Annotated in this window: 21 protein-coding genes and 1 pseudogene; 15 read left to right on the top strand and 7 right to left on the bottom strand. The window is 33.2% G+C overall.

What is annotated here, in order from left to right:
* Positions 1-63 precede the first annotated feature (63 nt).
* Positions 64-252, top strand: a pseudogene (locus tag HMPREF2897_RS12230) (hypothetical protein); the annotation flags it as partial.
* Between the two features lie 50 nt (positions 253-302).
* Here the strand turns inward: HMPREF2897_RS12230 and thiD are convergent.
* Both thiD and HMPREF2897_RS04660 read right to left on the bottom strand, forming a co-directional pair.
* The gene (gene thiD, locus HMPREF2897_RS04655; RefSeq protein ID WP_002458379.1) at positions 303-1,133 is read right to left on the bottom strand and encodes a bifunctional hydroxymethylpyrimidine kinase/phosphomethylpyrimidine kinase; all 831 of its coding nucleotides are present in this window, start codon (positions 1,131-1,133) and stop codon (positions 303-305) included.
* 106 nt (positions 1,134-1,239) lie between these two features.
* Positions 1,240-2,220: a choloylglycine hydrolase family protein gene (locus tag HMPREF2897_RS04660; protein ID WP_002475493.1), complete on the bottom strand. Its 981-nt coding sequence runs from the start codon at positions 2,218-2,220 to the stop codon at positions 1,240-1,242.
* 166 nt (positions 2,221-2,386) lie between these two features.
* Between HMPREF2897_RS04660 and HMPREF2897_RS04665 the strand changes: the two genes are divergently transcribed.
* The 4 genes from HMPREF2897_RS04665 to HMPREF2897_RS04680 all read left to right on the top strand — a co-directional run bounded on the left by HMPREF2897_RS04665 (position 2,387) and on the right by HMPREF2897_RS04680 (position 5,405).
* Positions 2,387-3,037: a uracil-DNA glycosylase gene (locus HMPREF2897_RS04665; RefSeq protein WP_002445765.1), complete on the top strand. Its 651-nt coding sequence runs from the start codon at positions 2,387-2,389 to the stop codon at positions 3,035-3,037.
* Between the two features lie 9 nt (positions 3,038-3,046).
* Entirely contained in the window at positions 3,047-3,406 is a 360-nt protein-coding gene (locus tag HMPREF2897_RS04670) for a DUF5327 family protein (protein ID WP_002445766.1), read from the top strand.
* A 24-nt stretch (positions 3,407-3,430) separates the two neighbouring features.
* On the top strand, positions 3,431-3,799 hold the full coding sequence (locus HMPREF2897_RS04675; RefSeq protein ID WP_002495847.1) for a DUF423 domain-containing protein: 369 nt from the start codon (positions 3,431-3,433) through the stop codon (positions 3,797-3,799).
* A 115-nt stretch (positions 3,800-3,914) separates the two neighbouring features.
* The gene (locus HMPREF2897_RS04680; protein WP_002458375.1) at positions 3,915-5,405 is read left to right on the top strand and encodes an APC family permease; all 1,491 of its coding nucleotides are present in this window, start codon (positions 3,915-3,917) and stop codon (positions 5,403-5,405) included.
* Positions 5,406-5,565: 160 nt separating this feature from the next.
* Here HMPREF2897_RS04680 and HMPREF2897_RS04685 read toward each other — a convergent pair whose 3' ends face one another.
* From HMPREF2897_RS04685 to hemQ, 3 genes are all read right to left on the bottom strand, one after another.
* On the bottom strand, positions 5,566-6,018 hold the full coding sequence (locus HMPREF2897_RS04685) for a threonine/serine exporter family protein (RefSeq protein WP_001832133.1): 453 nt from the start codon (positions 6,016-6,018) through the stop codon (positions 5,566-5,568).
* A 12-nt stretch (positions 6,019-6,030) separates the two neighbouring features.
* Positions 6,031-6,795 carry a threonine/serine exporter family protein gene (locus HMPREF2897_RS04690; protein ID WP_002456858.1) on the bottom strand — a complete coding sequence of 255 codons (765 nt, stop codon included), beginning with the start codon at positions 6,793-6,795 and terminating at the stop codon, positions 6,031-6,033.
* A gap of 503 nt (positions 6,796-7,298) precedes the next feature.
* Positions 7,299-8,048, bottom strand: a complete 750-nt coding sequence (hemQ, locus tag HMPREF2897_RS04695) for a hydrogen peroxide-dependent heme synthase (RefSeq protein WP_070592748.1) — start codon at positions 8,046-8,048, stop codon at positions 7,299-7,301.
* Between the two features lie 170 nt (positions 8,049-8,218).
* Between hemQ and pta the strand changes: the two genes are divergently transcribed.
* The 6 genes from pta to HMPREF2897_RS04725 all read left to right on the top strand — a co-directional run bounded on the left by pta (position 8,219) and on the right by HMPREF2897_RS04725 (position 14,300).
* Positions 8,219-9,208 carry a phosphate acetyltransferase gene (gene pta, locus HMPREF2897_RS04700; RefSeq protein WP_002445772.1) on the top strand — a complete coding sequence of 330 codons (990 nt, stop codon included), beginning with the start codon at positions 8,219-8,221 and terminating at the stop codon, positions 9,206-9,208.
* Entirely contained in the window at positions 9,208-10,047 is an 840-nt protein-coding gene (locus tag HMPREF2897_RS04705) for a lipoate--protein ligase family protein (RefSeq protein WP_002445773.1), read from the top strand. The genes pta and HMPREF2897_RS04705 overlap by 1 nt, the downstream gene beginning before the upstream one ends.
* A gap of 703 nt (positions 10,048-10,750) precedes the next feature.
* On the top strand, positions 10,751-11,671 hold the full coding sequence (mvk, locus tag HMPREF2897_RS04710) for a mevalonate kinase (RefSeq protein WP_002490263.1): 921 nt from the start codon (positions 10,751-10,753) through the stop codon (positions 11,669-11,671).
* Positions 11,672-11,675: 4 nt separating this feature from the next.
* Positions 11,676-12,659 (top strand): diphosphomevalonate decarboxylase, encoded by a 984-nt coding sequence (gene mvaD, locus HMPREF2897_RS04715; RefSeq protein ID WP_002458370.1) that lies wholly within the window; start codon positions 11,676-11,678, stop codon positions 12,657-12,659.
* A 12-nt stretch (positions 12,660-12,671) separates the two neighbouring features.
* A complete protein-coding gene (locus HMPREF2897_RS04720; RefSeq protein ID WP_002475559.1) occupies positions 12,672-13,748 on the top strand; it encodes a phosphomevalonate kinase in 1,077 nt (358 codons plus the stop codon).
* Positions 13,749-13,958: 210 nt separating this feature from the next.
* Complete coding sequence (locus HMPREF2897_RS04725) at positions 13,959-14,300, top strand: YuzB family protein (RefSeq protein ID WP_001832090.1); 342 nt, start codon at positions 13,959-13,961, stop codon at positions 14,298-14,300.
* Between the two features lie 384 nt (positions 14,301-14,684).
* Here HMPREF2897_RS04725 and merA read toward each other — a convergent pair whose 3' ends face one another.
* Together merA and hypR are read right to left on the bottom strand one after the other, a co-directional pair.
* Positions 14,685-16,016, bottom strand: coding sequence for a hypothiocyanous acid reductase MerA (gene merA, locus HMPREF2897_RS04730; RefSeq protein WP_070592749.1), 1,332 nt, complete (start codon positions 16,014-16,016; stop codon positions 14,685-14,687).
* Between the two features lie 4 nt (positions 16,017-16,020).
* Entirely contained in the window at positions 16,021-16,443 is a 423-nt protein-coding gene (hypR, locus tag HMPREF2897_RS04735) for a redox-sensitive transcriptional regulator HypR (protein ID WP_001832072.1), read from the bottom strand.
* A 156-nt stretch (positions 16,444-16,599) separates the two neighbouring features.
* Here hypR and HMPREF2897_RS04740 point away from each other — a divergent pair, with 156 nt between their 5' ends.
* From HMPREF2897_RS04740 to HMPREF2897_RS04755, 4 genes are all read left to right on the top strand, one after another.
* Positions 16,600-17,538, top strand: coding sequence for an aldo/keto reductase (locus HMPREF2897_RS04740; protein WP_001832085.1), 939 nt, complete (start codon positions 16,600-16,602; stop codon positions 17,536-17,538).
* A 460-nt stretch (positions 17,539-17,998) separates the two neighbouring features.
* On the top strand, positions 17,999-20,680 hold the full coding sequence (locus HMPREF2897_RS04745) for an MMPL family transporter (protein ID WP_001832045.1): 2,682 nt from the start codon (positions 17,999-18,001) through the stop codon (positions 20,678-20,680).
* 23 nt (positions 20,681-20,703) lie between these two features.
* Positions 20,704-21,648: a glycine betaine ABC transporter substrate-binding protein gene (locus HMPREF2897_RS04750; RefSeq protein WP_001832065.1), complete on the top strand. Its 945-nt coding sequence runs from the start codon at positions 20,704-20,706 to the stop codon at positions 21,646-21,648.
* A gap of 349 nt (positions 21,649-21,997) precedes the next feature.
* Positions 21,998-22,567, top strand: a complete 570-nt coding sequence (locus HMPREF2897_RS04755) for a TetR/AcrR family transcriptional regulator (protein ID WP_070592750.1) — start codon at positions 21,998-22,000, stop codon at positions 22,565-22,567.
* Positions 22,568-22,754: the final 187 nt, after the last annotated feature.

Consider the following 22,754-nt stretch of genomic DNA (forward strand, 5'->3'; position numbering starts at 1 on the left):
TGTAAATGATATTATAGAAACAATTCCCGAGACAAAATTCGATGAATTCAGACATTATCGTAGCTTAATATAAGAAAAGTAACAGCTCAACGAGCTGAAAATAATCAAAAAAATTATAAAAAAGACAATTTCTATATTATTTCAATAGAAATTGTCTTTATTTACTTATCTTGGACCTTTTTGTCCCAGGCTTTCCACATCTATATAGATATTGATTTAATTATAATTACAAAGTTTGTAGGAATTAAATGAGCCTATAAATTAGGGCTAAAATGTACTAGTATTTATACAATCTAGTATTTTTAAACCTCAGTGACTTCAACGTTAATCTGTTCAATACGGTTATATGCACCATGATCAACAGGTCCTACAAAGTCATTCATTTTCCAACCATTTTTGATTGCTGAAGCTACAAATGCTTTAGCAGCAATGATTGCTTCTTTTGGAGATTTACCGTTCGCAAGATAAGCTGTTGTGGCAGCAGCAAATGTGCATCCTGCACCATGATTATAACTTTGTTGGAACATGTCAGTAGTTAATTGATAAAATTGTTGGCCATCATAGTACAAGTCATAAGATTTATCTTGATCGAGTGCTTTGCCACCTTTAATAATGACATGAGGTGTGCCTTTGTCATAAATCACTTGAGCAGCTTTTTTCATGTCCTCAATTGATGTTAATTTTCCTAAACCAGAGAGTTGACCTGCTTCGAATAAATTCGGGGTAACTACTGTAGCTTTAGGTAGTAAATATTGAATCATTGCTTCTGTGTTTCCTGGGTTAAGTACTTCGTCTTCACCTTTACAAACCATTACTGGATCAACTACAAAATAGTCTGCACCAGATTCAACAAAAACATCTCCGGCACGTTTAATAATGTCTTGTGTTCCTAACATCCCTGTTTTAATAGCATCAGGTCCAATTGATATTGCTGTTTCAAGTTGTTTTTCGAAGACATTCATATCAATGGGTGTTACATCATGGGACCATGTTTCTTTATCCATTGTCACAATAGATGTTAAAGCTACCATTCCATATACATCAAGTTCTTGGAACGTTTTAAGATCTGCTTGCATACCGGCACCAGCACTTGTATCTGAACCAGCTATCGTTAATACTTTTTTTAAAGCCATCATTCATTCACTCCCATTAATTTCTAGTGTCTTTATCATATCATGTTTATCGCGTACGCTAAATTATTATATTTTGTAAAATTCAAAATCAATCATCATACGTTAGTTACTGTATTGATGTTATCTTTAATTCGTGATTAATAGGTAAGAATGTCAACTCATTCTTACTTAAAAGATCTTCAGTTAATTTTATTTTGAAAATTTGATTACTAAAGTATGGCTTAATATAATAGCTTCTTTCTTTACTTTCCATCACTAATTGATATTGTGTGTAATGTATTTTATTGGCATCGATAACTGCACCTTGAGGGATACTGACTGATTCTAGAACTTTAAAACAATTCATTAAATTTTCATCTTCATTATGGGAACAGCGTAGTTGGTGTCTTAAATATGTAGCCCGTATAAAACGTTCTGTTGAAGTATAACCACCCGGTAAGCCATTTGTTCCTGCTTCACAGCCCATTGATCTTACTAGCATTTTACCTATTAATTGATTGGTTGATTTCTGTGGTGTTAAATAAGCATAATTTCTTAAGTTAGATAGATGCCAATCTAATTTAGGCGCATTTGTTAAGGTATGAACATAATTATCTTTAACTATTAATAAGCCATTGTAAGGCTCTATGGCTACGGTATGTCCTGTTTCATCAGTGACCATGAAATGTAAAGGAGGAACGATATTCAAAGTTGTATTTTTTTCATTCATAATATTGATCTTCTTAACCTTTTGTTTTAATTCGCTAATACTTTTATTAAAACCTAAAACCCAAACAATAAACTCCTCAGGTGCTAAGTTAAAATAACCATAACGTTTATGGGTACTGTATGAGGCTTCACCAGTGAAGTAATGGTTCGAAATAGCTAAACCTTTTTCGTTTATACCATCACCAAATCTATAACGTCCTACTTTTAAATTTGTTCCAACAAAACCATATTCAAGACGCATGTCTGAATCTAGATCAAATTGGTAGTGATAATGACGTGGAACAATGGTTGGGATACCATTAAATTCAAATGCAAAGTCCATCGTTCTAGCTAAATAATGATAACGTTGTTTTGTATATAAAGAAATAGCCGTACACATATATAACACTCCAAACTACTGAAATTTATCTATAGTAATTGTAATATAATTAAAAATCGATAGATTGTAAACCTAAAATATATAAAGGTTTACAAAAATTAATGCTTATAAAATCAGTCATTTTTCCAATATGAATATGTTAAAATGTAGCTTGAGGTGAAAACGAATGAAATGGTCAGAGGTATTTCATGATATAACAACACGCCATGATTTTCAGGCGATGCATGACTTTTTAGAAAAAGAATATACGACTCAAATCGTTTATCCAGATAAAAAAAATATCTATCAAGCATTTGATTTAACGCCTTTTGAAGATATCAAGGTTGTTATTTTAGGACAAGATCCTTATCACGGTCCTAATCAAGCACATGGTTTAGCATTTTCAGTGCAACCTCATGCTAAATTTCCACCATCTTTAAGAAATATGTATCAAGAACTAGAAAATGATATAGGGTGTCATAGAACTTCGCCCCATTTACAAGACTGGGCAAGAGAAGGTGTCTTGCTATTAAATACGGTATTGACTGTTCGACAAGGTGAAGCACATTCACATCGAAATATTGGGTGGGAAACATTTACGGATGAAATCATACAAGCTGTTTCTAATTATCGTGAGCATGTTGTTTTTATTCTTTGGGGAAGACCTGCTCAACAAAAGGAACGATTCATTGATACATCTAAACATTTAATTATTAAATCGCCACATCCTAGTCCACTATCGGCTTTTAGAGGATTTTTTGGTTCTAAACCTTATTCAACTACAAATAATTATTTAAAATCTAAAGGAAAAACACCAGTTCAGTGGTGTGAAAGTTAGGTGAGAATAATGAACAAAGAACAGATTCTACAATTGATTGAGCAAGAATTGGTACAAGCAGATGAAGCTCAGACAGATACTGAATTTGAAAAGCATATGTATGCTATACACATGCTCACATCTCTTGTTAGTTCTCATCAAAGTCGTTCAACAATAGAGAAATTAAATCGTTCTAAACCAATGAATAGTAATATAAAAGATGATTATGAGATGAAACAACAGACTTCACAAAAACATGATGTAACTGCAGCTGAAATAGAAGCAATGGGTGGTAAAGTACCACAATCAATGAAAAAGCATCATACTTCTAATAATATGATGATTACAGATGATCATGTTGGTAATGGTGAATCTATTTTTGATTTTTAAATATAAAGGAGTACATTCAAAATGATGAAAGTTTTTATTATTTTAGGTGCATTAAATGCAATGATGGCTGTCGGTACTGGGGCATTTGGAGCACATGGATTGGAAGGTAAATTATCAGATAAATACATGTCAATATGGGAAAAAGCAACAACTTATCAAATGTATCATGGATTAGGTCTGTTAGTTATAGGTTTAATAAGTGGTACAACATCAATGAATGTAAATTGGGCTGGTTGGTTATTATTCTTTGGTATTGTCTTTTTCAGTGGTTCCTTGTATTTCTTAGCCTTAACACAAGTTCGTATTTTAGGTGCAATTACGCCAATAGGTGGTGTTCTATTTATAATTGGTTGGCTTGTTCTTGTAATTGCTACACTTAAATTCGCAGGGTAATCACTTCATACAATCTTGTTACAATATGACGTTCTTTACAATTTAATGGTAAAAGTTCACGAGTTAATTCACTCACCTTTTAGGGTATACTATACTCTCGAGGTGAGTTTTATTTATGGAAAATAAAAATAACAATGTAGATAGAGGTAACCTTAAGCAGAATCTTTCCGAGAAATTTGTATGGGCTATTGCATATGGTTCGTGTATCGGATGGGGCGCTTTTATATTACCAGGAGATTGGATTAAACAATCAGGGCCTATTGCTTCTTCAATAGGTATAGTAATCGGTGCGTTATTGATGATTCTTATTGCTGTAAGTTATGGCGCACTCGTTGAAAAATTTCCTGTTTCTGGTGGCGCATTTGCTTTTAGTTTTTTAAGTTTTGGAAGATATGTAAGCTTTTTCTCTTCATGGTTTTTAACATTTGGCTATGTTTGTGTTGTTGCGTTAAATGCGACAGCATTCAGTTTGTTGATTAAATTTTTATTACCAAATGTTTTGAACAACGGAAAGTTATATACAGTAGCTGGTTGGGATGTTTACATAACTGAAATTGTTATCGCAACAGTGCTACTTATAGTGTTTATGTTGATTACTATTAGAGGTGCCAGTGTGTCTGGTTCGTTACAATATTACTTCTGTGTAGCAATGGTCCTTGTAGTTGCACTTATGTTTATAGGTTCTTTCTTTAGCAGTCACTTTAGTTTGAGTCATTTAGAGCCATTAGCAAGTGTAGATAAGGGATGGTTCCAATCAATCATTATGATTGTTTCTATTGCACCATGGGCGTATGTAGGGTTTGATAATATACCGCAAACTGCTGAAGAATTTAACTTTTCTCCTAACAAGACGTTTAAACTTATTGTTTATAGTTTACTAGCTGCGTCACTCACTTATGTAGTGATGTTACTTTACACAGGCTGGCTAGGTACACAAGCAACAAGTTTAAATGGTAACTTATGGCTTACCGGTGCAGTGACTCAAGATGCATTCGGTTTTATTGGCCTTGCAGTATTAGCAGTGGCAATTATTATGGGGATTTTTACTGGATTAAATGGATTTTTAATGAGTTCGAGTCGCTTACTATTTTCAATGGGGCGCTCTGGCATTATGCCAACAGTATTTAGTAAATTACACAGTAAACATAAAACACCATATGTCGCTATTATTTTCTTAGTAGCTGTATCTTTAATTGCTCCTTGGTTAGGTAGAACGGCATTAACATGGATTGTAGATATGTCATCTACAGGTGTTTCAATTGCATATTTTATTACTTGTTTATCTGCTACGAAATTATTTAGTTTTAATAAACAGAGTAATACGTATGCACCAGTTTATAAAATTTTTGGTATTATAGGATCGATTGTATCCTTTGTGTTCTTATGTTTATTGCTTATTCCAGGTTCTCCTGCAGCACTTTCGATACCATCATACATCGCTTTAGGAATTTGGTTGGTAATAGGATTAATCTTTTTTATCATTCGCTTGCCAAAACTTAAGAAAATGAATAATGATGAATTGAGTCGATTGATTTTAAATCATTCTGAAGACGAAGTTTTAGAGATGATTCATGAACCTGGCCAATCTAATTCAACGAATAAATAAATTTAAAAGTTATTTTGTGACAATATTATAAAATCCCAAAATGAAATTTTTTAGAATTTCATTTTGGGATTTTTATTTATCATATATTTTCCAACAATATTTAACCATAAATTTAATTGGTTAGAGTAACGTTAATTTTTAGCGAAAGATTTTATTGATATTACAATCTTTTTCTGGTACGCGCAAAACCTGAAATAACGATTTTAGAAATTTGATCAGCAAATAATAAACCCAAAGCAATAGCACCTGCTATTAATGTCACTTCAAGCATTGTGTTAATCGCCTTTCCAAAGTGTAATAACACTAAATTTTTAGTGGCATCATAAGCAAGTCCACCTGGAACTAGAGGTATAATACCTGTAACCATAAAAATAATTACAGGCTCTTTTTTTCGACGAGCCATGTAATGACTAAGTAGACCTAACGCTAAACTTCCGAAAAAGCTTGAGTAAATCGTATGGAGCTCAAAGCCGTTAAATAATACAGTATAAACCATCCATCCACAAGCGCCGACAAAGCCACAAGCAAAATACAACTTCCTAGGGGCATCAAATATGACACAGAAAAAGAGTGAAGCAAGAAAGCTAAATATAAAATTAAATATCCAAAACATATGAGTGCACTCCTAGACTAAAATTAATATTGAACTTACACCAGCGCCTATACCAAAGGCAGTAACTAAAGCTTCTAAAGATTTTGTTGTAAACATTAACATATGTCCTCCGAATAAATCTTGAATAGCATTTGTAATAAGTACTCCAGGTACAATAGGCATGACCGCGGCAATGATAATTGTAGCTAAATCTCCGCTAGGAACAAATGCATGTCCAATTACAGAAATAATACCTATTACCAAAGAACCTATAAATTCTGGAATAAATTGTGCGTGTAGCTTTCGATCTAATATTTCTACTACTAAGTATCCAATCGTTCCAGCTAATACAGCTGTGATGATATCAACCAGACGACCTCCCTGTAGATAGAGGAAGCTCGTAGCGATAATTGCTGCGGCAATTCCTTTGAAGGGTAGACTGCTATCTCTTTTAGCAACATATATTTCCTCTAATTGATACTTAGCTTCTTCAAGCGTCATCGTGCCATTTGTAATTTGACGTGAGATTTCATTAGCTTGAGAAATTTTTATTAAGTTCGTATCTCGAGTTTTAATCCTATACAACCGAGGATATGCTTCGTTATGTAAAACAAATTCAATTACAGTATTAGTCACGAAACTATTACTTTCAGGATAGCCCAATTTTGTAGCAATACGTGCCATGGTATCCTCTACCCGTGTACCTTCTGCTCCAGATTCTAGTAATATACGAGCAGTAATCATAACAACATCTTTTATCAATGCTTCATGAGATGTTTCAATTGTATCCTTATTCATTTCATCACCAAATTTTTTTAAAATTAAGAATAAATCATTATTATAATTATAGTAAAGGTTTTAGGAAAACGCCACAACCCTTGAGGTTTACATGACGTGCAACTTGTTATTTAAAGTCATTTTCATAGAGTTAAGCAGATAAAATAATGATTATATAGATGAATTTTATAATAAATATTAAAAAAAACCTTATAGTTGTACATTTACCTTTATATAATGTTTCAAATATTTCAAAAAGGTTAAAATAATATTAGTTAACGATGACAGTGAATATATTGAGTAGCGACGGTATATTCTATGAGGTTAACTATATACGTAGTAGTGATTTAAAGTTCTCCCAAGGATACTACAACATAAGAGCCTAGTACATCTTAATTGTACAGGCTCTTAAAATTTTTATAGTCATTAAATTTAAGATAAGGTATTATCTTTTCTACATATTAAAAACCCTACACACCAGTAAATTATGATTCTGGTGTGTAGGGTTAATTTTTCACTTTAACTTATATACTAAAAAATTGTTTGAAGTCTTCGATGTTTAAAATATGCCCAATATAGAAACTACCAAATTCGCCATAACGAGCAGTCGTTTCATCAAAACGCATTTCATAGACAATTTTTTTGAATTGAAGTACATCATTTGAAAATAATGTAACACCCCATTCGTAGTCATCAAAACCTACTGAACCTGTGATAAACTGTTTGATTTTACCAGCATATTTACGACCTATCATCCCATGGTTATACATTAAAGTTTTACGGTCTTCGATAGGTAACATGTACCAGTTATAAGTTTCATTGCGTCGTTTATCCATTGGATAGAAACATATATATTCAGAATGTGGTAATTCAGGGTATAATCGTGCCCTAACGTGGGGATTTTCATAAGGATCCTCATCAGATTTGCCAGCTAAATAATTACTTAATTCTATCACTGACACATAGGAATAAGTTGGAATGATATAGTCTGCGATACGTAATTTATTAAACTCATTTTCAATTTGATTTAACTCTTTCATCTCTGGACGTAAAAACCATAGTAAAAGGTCCGCTTTTTGACCTGTAATGTTATAAATTGCATGATCACCTTGATGTGATTCTCTAGCAACTGCTTTATCTTTAACAAATGTTTCTAGTTCAGTAATCATTGCTTCACGATCATCTTCAGCAATTAAACGAAAAGTTGTCCAGTCTACTGCATAAAATAAATGTAAGCTATACCAACCATCTAAAGTTTCTGCTGCTTCACTCATTATCAATCTCTCCTTTTTCAAAATTCTTATTGGATTCATTTCAAATTCTATCACAAACATTCATTTAACTACTAAAAAAATGTTTACAAAAGCGAAATGGAATTCTGATAAAAAATAACGTATAATTTACTATGTAAACGTTATTATAAGAGAGAATTAAGGAGGATATTATGGCTGATTTATTATCTGTATTACAAGACAAATTATCCGGAAAAAATGTAAAAATAGTATTACCTGAAGGTGAAGATGAACGAGTGCTCATTGCTGCGACTCAGCTACAAAAAACTGACTATGTTTCACCTATCGTTTTAGGAAACGAAGATAATATTAAATCTCTTGCGTCTAAACACGCTTTAGATTTAACGCAAATTGAAATCATAGATCCAGCGACGAGTGAACTTAAAGATGAGCTTGTAGATGCTTTTGTTGAAAGACGTAAAGGTAAGGCAACTAAAGAACAAGCAGTTGAATTATTAGATAATGTAAATTATTTCGGAACAATGCTTGTGTATACTGGAAAGGCTGAAGGTTTAGTGAGTGGTGCTGCACATTCTACTGGAGATACAGTAAGACCAGCATTACAAATTATCAAAACTAAACCTGGTGTATCTAGAACATCTGGTATTTTCTTTATGATTAAAGGTGATGAACAATATATTTTTGGGGATTGTGCTATTAATCCAGAATTAGATGCTCAAGGACTTGCTGAAATTGCAGTAGAGAGTGCTAAATCAGCACAAAGCTTTGGAATGAACCCTAAAGTAGCTATGTTAAGCTTTTCTACAAAAGGTTCTGCTAAATCGGATGATGTTACTAAAGTGCAAGAAGCATTGAAGTTAGCTCAAGAAAAAGCTGAAGCGGATCAATTAGAGCATGTAGTTATTGATGGGGAATTCCAATTTGACGCTGCTATTGTTCCTAGCGTAGCAGAGAAGAAAGCACCTGGTGCAAAAATTCAAGGTGATGCGAATGTATTTGTTTTCCCTAGTCTAGAAGCAGGTAATATTGGTTATAAGATTGCTCAACGTTTAGGTGGATACGATGCAGTAGGACCAGTCCTACAAGGATTAAACTCTCCAGTCAATGATTTATCTCGTGGTTGCTCAACTGAAGACGTTTATAACTTATCTATTATTACAGCTGCTCAAGCCTTACAATAATGGACTTAGCAACTAAATATTTTAATCAAATCAACTGGCGTTATGTCGATCATTCAAGTGGTTTAGAGCCCATGCAATCTTTTGCGTTTGATGACACTTTTTCCGAAAGCGTTGGTAAAGACTTATCTTGTAATGTAGTACGAACGTGGATACATCAACACACCGTGATTTTGGGCATTCATGATTCGCGTTTACCATTTTTAAGTGATGGTATTCGTTTTCTTACAGATGAACAGGGATATAATGCGATTGTTAGGAATTCTGGTGGCTTGGGTGTCGTATTAGATCAAGGAATACTAAATATATCTTTGATTTTTAAAGGACAAACCGAAACGACTATTGATGAAGCCTTTACAGTGATGTATTTATTGATTAGTAAAATGTTTGAGGATGAAGATGTTAGTATCGATACTAAAGAAATTGAGCAATCGTATTGCCCAGGAAAATTTGATTTAAGTATTAATGATAAGAAATTTGCCGGGATTTCTCAGCGACGAGTACGTGGTGGTATCGCAGTGCAAATATACTTATGTATTGAAGGTTCTGGCTCAGAACGGGCATTAATGATGCAACAGTTTTATCAACGTGCACTTAAAGGGCAGACTACTAAGTTTCACTATCCAGACATAGATCCCTCATGTATGGCATCTTTAGAAACTCTTTTAAATAGAGAAATTAAAGTGCAAGATGTTATGTTTTTATTATTATATGCACTAAAAGATTTAGGGGCAAACTTAAATATGGATCCTATTACAGAAGACGAGTGGACACGTTACGAGGGGTACTATGATAAGATGCTAGAACGCAATGCGAAAATAAATGAAAAATTAGATTTTTAGCAAGGTGACACCATAGATAAGTCATAAAAAGATAAGCCTGGGACAAAATAATTGTCTCAGGTTTTTTTACGTATTAGCAGTGATAGTTGATGTGAATAGAAAATATTTTTATATAAATTTTCAATCAATGGGGTTCTAACCAAGAGAATTTTACATAGAAAACCAATAAAAAAGACAAGTGTTATTCGAGGTTAAAAGAGGACAACAAATTCAATTTAAATTCAATCCTAGTACTATTTTGTTTAATAAAAATACCTTTCAAACAAAAGTTAAGATGACTTTGTTAGAAAATGATATATATTCTATCACAAATTTGTAGTATTATAGTTGAGGTGGAAAATTTTAAAAACTTTAGTAAAAAATTTAACGATGTTTACAAAATTGTCATTTAAGGTAAATATATTTCATGATTTTGATAACTCTTTAAAAGAGTTTTATAATATTAAAGTGTTGTGAAAACTCAAACAAAAAGTTATTATACTTTTTTGTTGTTATTTTACTTTTAAATAGTTATAATGAACGCTTGATTATTGGCTTTATAATAAATGTATTCGATAAAATTGACATTTAAGTGACATCAATCAAGATGAATATGTAAAGAAATTAAATTAATATCACGTTAAACAGCAAGTCAATCATTTTAACATCGTCAGTACATCTTATGAAGTGATATTTTAAAGAAGGTATATAAAGGTGAGAAAATATGACTAGACAAGGATACGGAGAATCTACTGGAAAGATTATTCTAATGGGTGAACACGCAGTTACATTTGGTCAACCGGCAATCGCAATTCCATTTAATGCTGGGAAAATTAAAGTCCTCATTGAAAGTTTAGATGAAGGAAATTATTCTTCTATCACAAGTGACGTATATGACGGAATGTTGTACGATGCTCCCGAACATCTAAAGTCTATCATTAATCGCTTTGTTGAAAAAAGTGGAGTGAAAGAACCACTATCAGTAAAAATTCAAACTAACTTGCCTCCATCAAGAGGTTTAGGTTCAAGTGCTGCAGTAGCAGTAGCGTTTGTACGTGCCAGTTATGATTTTATGGATCAACCTTTAGATGACAAAACATTGATTAAAGAAGCAAATTGGGCGGAGCAAATCGCACATGGTAAGCCAAGTGGTATCGATACGCAAACGATTGTGTCAAATAAACCCGTATGGTTTAAACAAGGGCAGGCCGAAACATTAAAATCACTAAAATTGAATGGTTATATGGTTGTCATTGATACCGGAGTAAAGGGTTCTACCAAACAAGCAGTGGAAGATGTTCACGTATTGTGTGAATCTGATGAATATATGAAATATGTAGAGCACATTGGTACACTTGTTCACAGAGCTAGTGAATCGATTGAACAGCATGATTTTCATCATTTGGCTGACATATTTAACGCATGTCAAGAAGACTTGAGACATTTAACAGTAAGTCACGATAAAATAGAAAAATTACTTCAAATTGGGAAAGAACATGGTGCCATTGCTGGTAAACTAACTGGTGGAGGAAGAGGTGGCAGCATGCTTCTTCTTGCGGAAAATTTACAAACTGCAAAAACTATTGTTGCTGCAGTTGAAAAGGCTGGCGCAGCACATACATGGATTGAACATTTAGGAGGTTAAATCATTGGTGAAAAGTGGCAAAGCACGAGCACATACAAATATTGCGTTGATTAAGTATTGGGGGAAAGCTGATGAAACTTACATTATTCCTATGAATAATAGTTTATCAATTACCTTAGATCGATTTTATACTGAAACAAAAGTGACTTTTGACCCTGATTTTACTGAAGATCGCCTTATTTTAAATGGAAATGAAGTGAATGCCAAAGAGAAAGAAAAGATTCAAAACTATATGAATATAGTGAGAGATTTGGCTGGAAATCGTTTGCATGCGCGAATTGAAAGTGAGAATCATGTGCCAACAGCAGCTGGACTTGCTTCTTCAGCGAGTGCTTACGCTGCTTTAGCTGCCGCTTGTAATGAAGCTTTGTCATTGAACTTATCAGATACAGACTTATCACGTTTAGCTCGACGTGGTTCAGGTTCTGCTTCTAGAAGTATTTTTGGTGGATTTGCTGAATGGGAAAAAGGGCATGATGATTTGACCTCATATGCACATGAAATTAATTCCAATGGTTGGGAAAAAGATTTATCAATGATATTTGTAGTGATTAATAATCAGTCAAAAAAAGTATCTAGTAGGTCAGGTATGTCACTAACAAGAGATACTTCTAGATTCTATCAATATTGGTTGGATCACGTTGATGAAGATTTAAATGAAGCTAAAGAGGCAGTTAAAAACCAAGATTTTCAACGCTTAGGCGAAGTCATTGAAGCAAATGGTTTACGTATGCATGCCACTAACTTAGGTGCTCAACCTCCTTTTACGTATTTAGTGCAAGAAAGCTACGATGCTATGGCTATTGTGGAACAGTGTCGAAAAGCCAATTTACCTTGTTACTTTACAATGGATGCGGGTCCCAATGTAAAAGTTTTAGTAGAAAAGAAAAATAAACAAGCTGTGATGGAACAATTTTTAAAAGTATTTGACGAATCGAAGATTATAGCAAGTGATATCATTAGCTCTGGCGTTGAAATTATTAAGTAAGGAAGAGATAGAATGATTCAGGTAAAAGCCCCCGGAAAACTTTATATTGCAGGCGAGTATGCAGTAACCGAACCAGGATATAAATCTATTCTTATTGCAGTAAATCGCTTTGTAACGGCGACAATTGAGGCGTCAAATAAAGTTGAAGGTAGTATTCATTCCAAAACATTACATTATGAACCAGTTAAATTTGACCGTAATGAAGATAGAATTGAAATCTCAGATGTTCAAGCTGCCAAGCAACTGAAATATGTTGTGACAGCTATAGAAGTGTTTGAACAGTATGTGCGCAGTTGCAATATGAATTTAAAGCACTTTCATTTAACCATTGATAGTAACTTAGCAGATAACTCTGGTCAGAAGTACGGATTAGGTTCAAGCGCCGCTGTTTTAGTATCTGTTGTTAAAGCTTTGAATGAATTCTATGGTTTGGAATTATCAAACCTTTATATTTATAAATTAGCTGTAATTGCAAATATGAAATTACAAAGTTTAAGTTCATGTGGTGATATTGCGGTTAGTGTCTACAGTGGATGGCTTGCATATAGTACGTTCGACCATGACTGGGTGAAACAGCAAATGGAAGAAACATCGGTGAATGATGTTTTGGAAAAAAATTGGCCAGGCTTACATATCGAACCTTTACAAGCTCCCGAAAATATGGAAGTCCTTATTGGATGGACTGGGTCCCCAGCTTCTTCTCCACACTTAGTGAGTGAAGTCAAACGTTTAAAATCAGATCCAAGTTTTTATGGTGATTTTTTAGATCAATCTCATGCTTGTGTAGAAAGTTTAATCCAAGCTTTTAAAACTAATAATATCAAAGGTGTTCAAAAGATGATACGTATAAACAGACGTATTATTCAATCTATGGATAAAGAAGCATCAGTTGAAATTGAAACAGATAAGCTAAAAAAATTATGTGATGTCGGTGAAAAGCACGGTGGCGCTTCTAAAACTTCAGGTGCTGGTGGTGGCGATTGCGGCATTACTATTATCAATAAGGTAATTGATAAAAATATTATTTATAATGAATGGCAAATGAATGATATCAAACCATTGAAATTTAAAATTTACCATGGACAATAAGAAAAGTAACTCGTGATATAAGTCATTTAGGGTTCGAGGCTCAACCGGGGGTGGGACTGTGTATTCAGTTCCACTTTCTTATTTTATTAGTATATGGTATGTATAAATTTTAAAGTGAAAAGTATCTTGAATTTTATAGTAAAAAGAGTAAAATAAATAGAGTTATATTAACGATGATGGAAGAGTTTATATAGAAAGGTGGGTAGCAAGATGAAAAATAAATTTTTAATCTGTGATGAGTGTCAGGCTGTGAATTTAAAATCTTTGAAGCGAAAATTAGAAAAATTAGATCCGGAAGCTGAAATTGAAATAGGCTGTCAATCTTATTGTGGACCAGGTCGGCGTAAAACATTTGCATTTGTTAATAATCGACCACTTGCTGCGTTAACCGAAGAAGAACTTATGGAAAAGGTTACAAAACAATTAAAAAAACCACGTGATCCAGAAGAAGAAGAGCGACTTAGAAAACGTAACGAAGAACGAAAACGTCGTAAAGAAGAACAAGATCGCAAACTTAAGGAAAAGTTAAAGAAGCGCAAAGCAGAGAAATAAATCAAAACCACCTGAGACATGAATGATTGTCGCGGGTGGTTTTAATGTTAATAGTACATAATTAAGTTGCAAATTCGAATATATGAAGCCATTTAATTTTCATTACTTTGTAATATGATAGAAGAAAGCATTAAATATGAATACTGTCATATTCTTATTAAAGACTGATGAGTTCTAAAAAATGAATTTATCGGTCTTTAATTTTAAATAGTCATGATAGATAATTCCTACATTTGTAGTATCTAATCATCAGAAATCAAAGTATAGAGTGGAGCGCAGGAGAAGGATTCACCTGCATAAGAACCACTAATGATCAGAGATCAAAGTATAGAGTGGAACGCAGGAGAAGGATTCACCTGCATAAGAACCACTAATGATCAGAGATCAAAGTGGTTCTAAAAACAAGTCATTAAAGGATTCGGTCATTGTCGGATGTGTGTATATATTATCTCTTAATACTGTGTAAGGAATATGTTGATCTATAGCAAGTTTGATTAAGCTAATCAGTTCTTCTGATTCTTTGCCATATAATGACGCTCCTAAAATTTCTTTTGTATCTTTATTAATTACTGCTTTAAATAAACCTCTGGAATCATTATTGATTTTGTGACGGGGTATGTTACTGACAAAGACTTTATTTTCTAGAATATCGTATCCTTGTAATTTCGCCTCACTTGCAATTAGTCCTACTCTAGATAGAGGAGGATCAATAAAGACCGTATAAGGTATTGCACCACGATTTTCAGTTGTTCTAGAACCATCACCAAATAGATGTGATTTAATGATTCTATAATCATCGAGTGAAATATACGTAAATTGCAATCCACCTTTAACATCACCTGCAGCGTATATGTGTTTCACTGTACTTTGCAAATGTGTATTTACAATTACTTCACCTTGTTTTCCGATTTTTACATCTGTATTTTCAAGACCTAAGTGATTTGTATTTGGCTTACGACCTGTGGCTAAGAGCACAGTATCAGCTGATATTTCTCCATGATTTGTGTGTATGATAGTTTGATCTTTATTGTTTGAAAATGCAATAGTACTAGTATTAGTGTTTATAGTCACACCTTTATCTTGTAAATCTTTGACAATAAGATTTGCAATGTCTTGATCTTCATTTGTCATGATAGCATCACCACGCTCAAGAATTGTTACATGTGTTCCAAAATTTGCAAACATTGAAGCGAATTCGAGAGCGATATAACCACCACCAATAATAACAAGTTCTTGAGGTTGATAGTCAATATTTAGTAATCCAGTAGAATCATATATATTTTGAGCTCTATCTATCCCTTTGATATCTGGGATATTTGCACGTGAACCAGTGTTGATTACTATCTTATCTGCTGTAATTGTTTCTTGAATTGTTCCATTATTATCTTGTAGTTCTATTACCTCGTTAGAAATAAAATTAGCTTTATAATTTAGAACATCTATATTGTCCTTTGAATTTAAGCCTTGATAGTTCTTGTTATTCAATGCCTGTACGACTTCTTTTTTTCTAGTAATAGCCTCTTTGAATGAACTACCTTCAATACCATCATGAATTAATGTTTTAGTCGGTATACATCCGATATTAATGCATGTACCGCCATACATCTTTGTTGATTGTTCTACCACTGCAACCTTTTGTCCGTGACTAGCAGCATGTGCCGCTAATGTTTTACCTGCTTTTCCAAAACCAATAATAATCAAATCATAATTTTTCATGGTTTTACCCCTCCTGTAAAATATCTGCCAAAACATCTGTAATATTTTTATCTTTGTAAAAATCTAATATTATTTGATGTTCTTGAGAATAATAATGTGACATTGTATGAGCAATTTTCTTAGAAATTTGACAATGACTGTCAGAAGCGCCAGTAAATCGTCTTTGGCTATTATTTTTATCTAAAACAAAGTGTTGATATAACTTGGCTAAATCTACTTGAGCAGTATGTTGATTGGCTTGGTAGCCTCCTGCTTTACCACGCTGAACTTTGATATAGTTGTGTTCAGTTAAATATGCTAGAACGCGTCTAAGTTGTACAGGGTTCAGACATGTTAATTTAGCTAATTCTTTACTATTGAATTGTTCTTGATCGTGTTGAGCAAGAAAACATAGTACATGTACTGCAATATTGAATTCTAAATTCATTTTTACCCACCTTAATGTAACTTCATTAGTTACATTAAAGCGTATAATGATTTTAAGGTCAAGATACTTGCTTCTAATAGATAATTAACATGAATGAATAAGTTATGATTTGGGTATAATATATTTAAGTATTTTAAATAAAGGAGATGACTTTTAATGGTAAAACAAGTACGATTAGGTAAATCTGATGTCAATGTTTTTCCTATCGCATTAGGTACAAATGCAGTAGGTGGTCATAATTTATATCCTAATTTGGATGAAGAGCAAGGGAAAGAAGTTGTACGTCAAGCTATTGATAATGGTATAACATTATTAGATACAGCATATATCTACGGGCCTGAACGTTCTGAAGAATTAGTTGGACAAGTTGTAAAAGAATATCCACGCGAGAAAGTGCAAATTGCAACAAAAGGTTCGCATGTTATTAAAGAAAATGAAGAAGTTGTTCAAAATAACGATCCAGAATATTTAAAACAGCAAGTTGAAAATAGTTTGGAACGTCTTCAAGTGGATTATATTGATTTGTATTATATTCATTTTCCTGATGACGATACCCCAAAAGATAAAGCGGTGGCGGCTCTTAAAGAGCTTAAAGATGAAGGTAAAATTAAAGCAATAGGTGTATCTAATTTCTCTTTAGAACAATTAAAAGAAGCGAATAAAGATGGATATGTTGATGTTGTTCAATTAGAATACAATTTATTACATCGTGAAAATGAAGAAGTAATGGCATATGCTGCAGAAAATAATATTACATTTGTTCCTTACTTCCCACTTGCTTCAGGTATACTAGCTGGCAAGTACGATGAAAATCAAACATTTGAGGATCATCGTGCAGAACGTCCTGATTTTCAACCAGACGTATTCAAAGATAATGTGCGTCGTGTAAAAGCATTAACTGATATTGCAGAGGCACATGATACAACGATTGCCAATGTCGTATTAGCATTTTATCTTACACGTCCATCACTAGATGTTGTCATCCCTGGTGCAAAACGTGCAGAGCAAGTTGTTGAAAATATTGATGCTGCAAATATTGAATTATCGCAAGGTGAAATAGACAAAATTGATAGTTTATTCCCAATTAAAAAATAACTTAAGAGATAGATTAAGAACCTGAGACATCATTTGTTGTCTCAGGTATTTTTTACGCAATAATAAATAGGGTTCTGTTGCAAAGTTAAAAATCATGTAATATTTATACTGAAAAACGAAAAATAATTAATACTAATAAAGCTCTTTACTGTTAAAACAATATTTGCTTTTATAGTTTTGTATAGATGTGCATATAATTTTAACTTTGCAACAGAACCTGTTTTCTTATATATCTCCTTAATACACGCTATTTTCACCAACAATTTTTCCAAAGTGTTGCATTTTCCAACGACGTAAAACTTTTAATGGTACCGAACGTGGGTATAACTTGTTACATTATCAAATGTAACATTTTAAATATGCTTAATTTGAGGTATCGATTTAATGTAATTGCTCACAAAACATCAGCACACTACCCATACTTTAAGCGATATAAATTAATGAAATAGGGGGAAATGTCTTGGCAAAGCTATTATACAAACTAGGAAAATTTATAGCTAAGAACAAATGGCTAAGTGTTATAGGATGGCTTGTTATACTAGGTGTTATTATCACGCCATTAATGATAAACTCACCGAAGTTTGACAGTGACATCACTATGAACGGCCTTAAGTCATTAGACACAAACGATAAAATCAGTAAAGAATTTCATCAGGACAGTGAGAAAGCCTCGATGAAAATAGTCTTCCATTCTAATAAGAATGATGGACTCAATAATAAAGATACGAAGAAAGATATTGAAGATGCTTTAGACAATATCAGACAAAATGATGATTATATCCAAAATATCTCTAATCCATATGACAGTGGACAAGTTAATGATGAAGGCGATACTGCTATCGCTAACGTAAGTTATGTAGTTCCACAAACTGGATTAAAAGATTCTTCTAAACATATCATCGACAAAGAATTAAAAGATGTAACTGACAACCATAATGTGCAAATTGAAAAAACTCAAGGTGGCGCTATGAATTCCGAACCTGGTGGTACATCAGAAATTGTCGGTATCATCGTAGCATTCGTAATCTTACTTATTACCTTTGGTTCACTTATCGCAGCTGGTATGCCAATTATTAGTGCAATCATCGGTTTAGGTTCAAGTGTTGGTATCATCGCATTATTAACATATATCTTTGATATTCCAAACTTCACTCTTACACTAGCTGTAATGATAGGTTTAGCTGTTGGTATTGACTACTCACTCTTTATTCTATTTAGATTTAAAGAACTTAAGAAAAAAGGTGTCGATACTGTAGAAGCTATTGCAACAGCAGTGGGTACAGCAGGCAGTGCTGTAATATTCGCTGGTCTTACAGTTATGATTGCTGTTTGTGGTTTATCACTTGTAGGAATCGACTTCTTAGCGGTTATGGGATTCGCTTCAGCGATTAGTGTGTTATTTGCAGTATTAGCAGCATTAACACTATTACCTGCCCTAATCAGTATCTTCCATAAAAGTATTAAAATTAAAGATAAACCAACTAAAAGTAAAGACCCTAAAGATCATTCTTGGGCAAAATTTATTGTTGGTAAGCCAGTTATCGCTGTTATTGTAAGTTTAATTATTTTAATTTTAGCTGCTATACCAGTCAGTGGCATGCGTTTAGGTATTCCAGATGATAGTTTAAAACCAACTGACTCATCAGAATACAAAGCCTATAAATTAATCTCAGATAATTTTGGCGAAGGTTATAACGGACAAATTGTCATGTTAGTAAATACAAAAGATGGTGGAAGTAAAAGCACTATCGAACGTGATTTAAATAATATGCGTAGTGATTTAGAAGACATTGATAATGTTGATACAGTTTCAAAAGCACAACTAACTGACAACAACAATTACGCATTATTCACAATCATTCCTGAAAAAGGACCGAACTCACAGTCAACAGAAAATCTAGTATATGATTTACGTGATTATCATAGCCAAGCGCAAGAAAAATATGACTATGGCACTGAAATTTCAGGACAAAGTGTTATTAACATCGATATGTCAGAAAAACTAAACAACGCTATTCCAGTATTTGCAGGCGTTATTGTTGTATTAGCATTCTTCTTATTAATGATTGTGTTCCGTTCGATCTTAGTTCCATTAAAAGCAGTACTAGGCTTTATCCTTTCATTAATGGCTACATTAGGTTTCACAACATTAGTCATTCAACATGGCTTTATGGGTAGCTTATTTGGTATTGAAAACACAGGACCATTACTTGCATTCCTTCCAGTAATCACAATTGGATTGTTATTCGGACTTGCCATCGACTACGAGCTCTTCTTAATGACACGTGTACATGAAGAATACAGTAAGACTGGCGATAATGATCATTCAATCCGTGTAGGTATCAAAGAAAGTGGACCTGTTATCGTAGCTGCTGCACTTATTATGTTCAGTGTATTCATCGCATTCGTCTTCCAAGATGACAGTGCAATTAAGTCAATGGGTATCGCATTAGGTTTCGGTGTGTTATTCGACGCATTCGTCGTACGTATGACATTAATTCCAGCATTGACGAAACTCTTTGGTAAAGCTTCATGGTACCTTCCTAAATGGTTAGGTGCAGTATTGCCAAACGTTGACGTTGAAGGTAAAGCTTTAGAAGAAGATAATCATCACGACACATCTTCTGAAAAAGGTCATGTCAACGATAAAAATAGTGAATACTCTAGACAAGACAAAGATAACTATGTTTATCAAAATGACAAACGTAACTACAATCGCAATTATAATGACGAAGATTATAACCGTTCTGTGCATTTAAATAATCATCATGACCAGCATCATCGCCAACATCAATATGATAATCAACGTGATGATATCGACTATGAATCACTTTATACTCAAGATGGCGACCATACTCATCATGATGAACGTAATTATAATGATCGACACTATCAAGACAATTACGATAGAAATGATGATTATCGTCACAACAATCATGATCATCAAAATGATAACCATGATTATCATGATTCAAATTTTGATAAAACAACAAACTTATACAAAGAATTAACTGATAGCAATATTGATCAAGATGTATTATTCAAAGCATTAATGTTATACGCTCGTGAAAACAACAAAGGTGTTTACGATAGATATAACCGATCATCTCAACATCGTCATGATGACGAACTTAGAGACTAATATTAAAAAGGGGGAAACACGTTATGTTAAAACGACGTAGTTCGAAATTCTTAGGACTACTAGCCACACTAGCCTTAGCCATAGTGCTAAGTGCTTGTGGTAATAGTGGTAACGGTAGTGGTTCATCAGACGATAGTCAAACATCACTTGGTAATAAAGAAATCGAAATATCTTATATCGCGAGTGATAATTCAACACCACGTTCACTAGTTATAGCAGAAGTATTGAAAAAAGCAGGTTATGATGTAACAACTACACCAGTAACAGCAAGTGGCCCGTTATATGCTGCTGTATCAGAGAACTCTGATTCATTCCATGCATCAGGTATATTCCCTACTACTGATAAAAGTTACTACGATAAGTTCAAAAGTAAATTAACAATTTATGATGATAAACATTTAATTGATAACGCAAAAGTAGGTTTAGCCGTACCTAAGTACGTGCAAGATGTCGACTCAATTAGTGACTTAAAAAACAGTGACTTCGGAAAATCTGTAGATTGGGCAATTCAAGGCACAGACGCACGTAATGGCGTTATGCAAGAAACTAAAGATGAACTTGATAGTGACAACTTGGATAAATATAGCTTGAAAGAAAGTTCTGACCAAGACCAATTCAAGAAAATTCAATCTGCTTTTAAACAACAAGAACCTATCGTCTTCACAGCAATGGAACCTAGCTGGTTCTCTAAAGAATTAGACGTTAAAATGTTGAAAGATCCAGACAACATTTATGGTAATAATAATCAACATATTGACTTAGTATTTAACAAAGACTTTAAAGAAGCACATCCAGCTGCATACACAGTTGCAACACGTATGGCAGATGATTGGAGTAAATCTGACGAAGACAAATTAGCTAAAAAAATCTTTGTTGATAACAAAAATCCAGAACAAGTAGCTAAAGACTATGTGGATGATAATGATAATAAAGTAGATGAATGGTTAGAAGGTATTGAGACTATCTAATTACAAAGTAAAGAAAGACAAATAAAGAATATGCTCGTTTGGTGTAGCATATTTAAAACTCATAATGCAAATTTACAGTAGCAAACCGAGTTGAGAAGGCGCTTAAGACAAACTCTTCTCAATCGTAGCTATTATTGCGAGGGAGTGAAACTAAACTCAGTTTCGCTCCTACTTTTTTATATCGCTCTTATAGTATTAAACGTTTCAAATAACTTATTTACTCTTTTTTTATAAACAAATTTAAACGTAGTATCAGTTGTTATGTTTGGAAAAATCAACTTTATTGTGATAAATTACTCTTATTACGTCAGGCTATCTGACTAGATTAAATAAATAGGAGAATCAGATAATGCCGTCAGCAAATCAAAAGCGTATGATTAAACATATTCATGAAACAGTGTTTATACTTTTACATGATTATCATTTTGATGAAATCACGGTTCAAAAAATATGTGATATTGCAGAAATCAACCGCAGTACGTTCTATAGATACTTCCAAGATAAATATGAATTACTCTACACTTTACCTGACTTTATTACACAACAAATTATAGCTAAAAGTGACACATCAGCAGACATTACAACCCCTGAATCATTTGAAGACTTTATCTATTACATTGGTAATAATAAAAAGATTTTTAAGCATCTATTAGTTTCGTCTCGACAGGCAGATGTATTTAGAAGTTTAACGAATGTGAGTCGCGAAATGATGTTAAATAACCCAACTCGTAAGCGTGACCCCTTAGCGCAAAAGATTAGAGAAAGTAAACATCCTGAAATTGTAGCTGATTTTTACAGTAGTGGCGTAATAGAAGTACTAAGACGTTGGGTAGAAAATGACTATAACTATACAGTTGAAGAAGTGTTTGTAACATTAAATAATGTGCTTGAAACGTTATTATATTGTTATGATAAATAAAAGCAATCTCACATAAATTAAGAGTGAGATTGCTTTTTTGTCATTTGCGTTTTTTAACGTCTACTGTCTTGTAAACCATAAAAATACTATTAGCTATGATTAATAATGCTAGAATGACCATTGGCCAAATACCTATATTAATCATATTAAATATGGTTCTGTTGCAAAGTTGAATTTATATTATAAT

Source organism: Staphylococcus sp. HMSC065D05 (assembly GCF_001813195.1).
Classification (GTDB): Bacteria; Bacillota; Bacilli; order Staphylococcales; family Staphylococcaceae; genus Staphylococcus; species Staphylococcus epidermidis.

What these genes read in the sequence shown, in the direction of transcription:
- thiD (WP_002458379.1), bottom strand. Translation starts at nt 1,133, where the DNA reads ATGGCTTTAAAAAAAGTATTAACGATAGCTGGTTCAGATACAAGTGCT.
- HMPREF2897_RS04660 (WP_002475493.1), bottom strand. Translation starts at nt 2,220, where the DNA reads ATGTGTACGGCTATTTCTTTATATACAAAACAACGTTATCATTATTTA.
- HMPREF2897_RS04665 (WP_002445765.1), top strand. Translation starts at nt 2,387, where the DNA reads ATGAAATGGTCAGAGGTATTTCATGATATAACAACACGCCATGATTTT.
- HMPREF2897_RS04670 (WP_002445766.1), top strand. Translation starts at nt 3,047, where the DNA reads ATGAACAAAGAACAGATTCTACAATTGATTGAGCAAGAATTGGTACAA.
- HMPREF2897_RS04675 (WP_002495847.1), top strand. Translation starts at nt 3,431, where the DNA reads ATGAAAGTTTTTATTATTTTAGGTGCATTAAATGCAATGATGGCTGTC.
- HMPREF2897_RS04680 (WP_002458375.1), top strand. Translation starts at nt 3,915, where the DNA reads ATGGAAAATAAAAATAACAATGTAGATAGAGGTAACCTTAAGCAGAAT.
- HMPREF2897_RS04685 (WP_001832133.1), bottom strand. Translation starts at nt 6,018, where the DNA reads ATGTTTTGGATATTTAATTTTATATTTAGCTTTCTTGCTTCACTCTTT.
- HMPREF2897_RS04690 (WP_002456858.1), bottom strand. Translation starts at nt 6,795, where the DNA reads ATGAATAAGGATACAATTGAAACATCTCATGAAGCATTGATAAAAGAT.
- hemQ (WP_070592748.1), bottom strand. Translation starts at nt 8,048, where the DNA reads ATGAGTGAAGCAGCAGAAACTTTAGATGGTTGGTATAGCTTACATTTA.
- pta (WP_002445772.1), top strand. Translation starts at nt 8,219, where the DNA reads ATGGCTGATTTATTATCTGTATTACAAGACAAATTATCCGGAAAAAAT.
- HMPREF2897_RS04705 (WP_002445773.1), top strand. Translation starts at nt 9,208, where the DNA reads ATGGACTTAGCAACTAAATATTTTAATCAAATCAACTGGCGTTATGTC.
- mvk (WP_002490263.1), top strand. Translation starts at nt 10,751, where the DNA reads ATGACTAGACAAGGATACGGAGAATCTACTGGAAAGATTATTCTAATG.
- HMPREF2897_RS04720 (WP_002475559.1), top strand. Translation starts at nt 12,672, where the DNA reads ATGATTCAGGTAAAAGCCCCCGGAAAACTTTATATTGCAGGCGAGTAT.
- HMPREF2897_RS04725 (WP_001832090.1), top strand. Translation starts at nt 13,959, where the DNA reads ATGAAAAATAAATTTTTAATCTGTGATGAGTGTCAGGCTGTGAATTTA.
- merA (WP_070592749.1), bottom strand. Translation starts at nt 16,016, where the DNA reads ATGAAAAATTATGATTTGATTATTATTGGTTTTGGAAAAGCAGGTAAA.
- hypR (WP_001832072.1), bottom strand. Translation starts at nt 16,443, where the DNA reads ATGAATTTAGAATTCAATATTGCAGTACATGTACTATGTTTTCTTGCT.
- HMPREF2897_RS04740 (WP_001832085.1), top strand. Translation starts at nt 16,600, where the DNA reads ATGGTAAAACAAGTACGATTAGGTAAATCTGATGTCAATGTTTTTCCT.
- HMPREF2897_RS04750 (WP_001832065.1), top strand. Translation starts at nt 20,704, where the DNA reads ATGTTAAAACGACGTAGTTCGAAATTCTTAGGACTACTAGCCACACTA.
- HMPREF2897_RS04755 (WP_070592750.1), top strand. Translation starts at nt 21,998, where the DNA reads ATGCCGTCAGCAAATCAAAAGCGTATGATTAAACATATTCATGAAACA.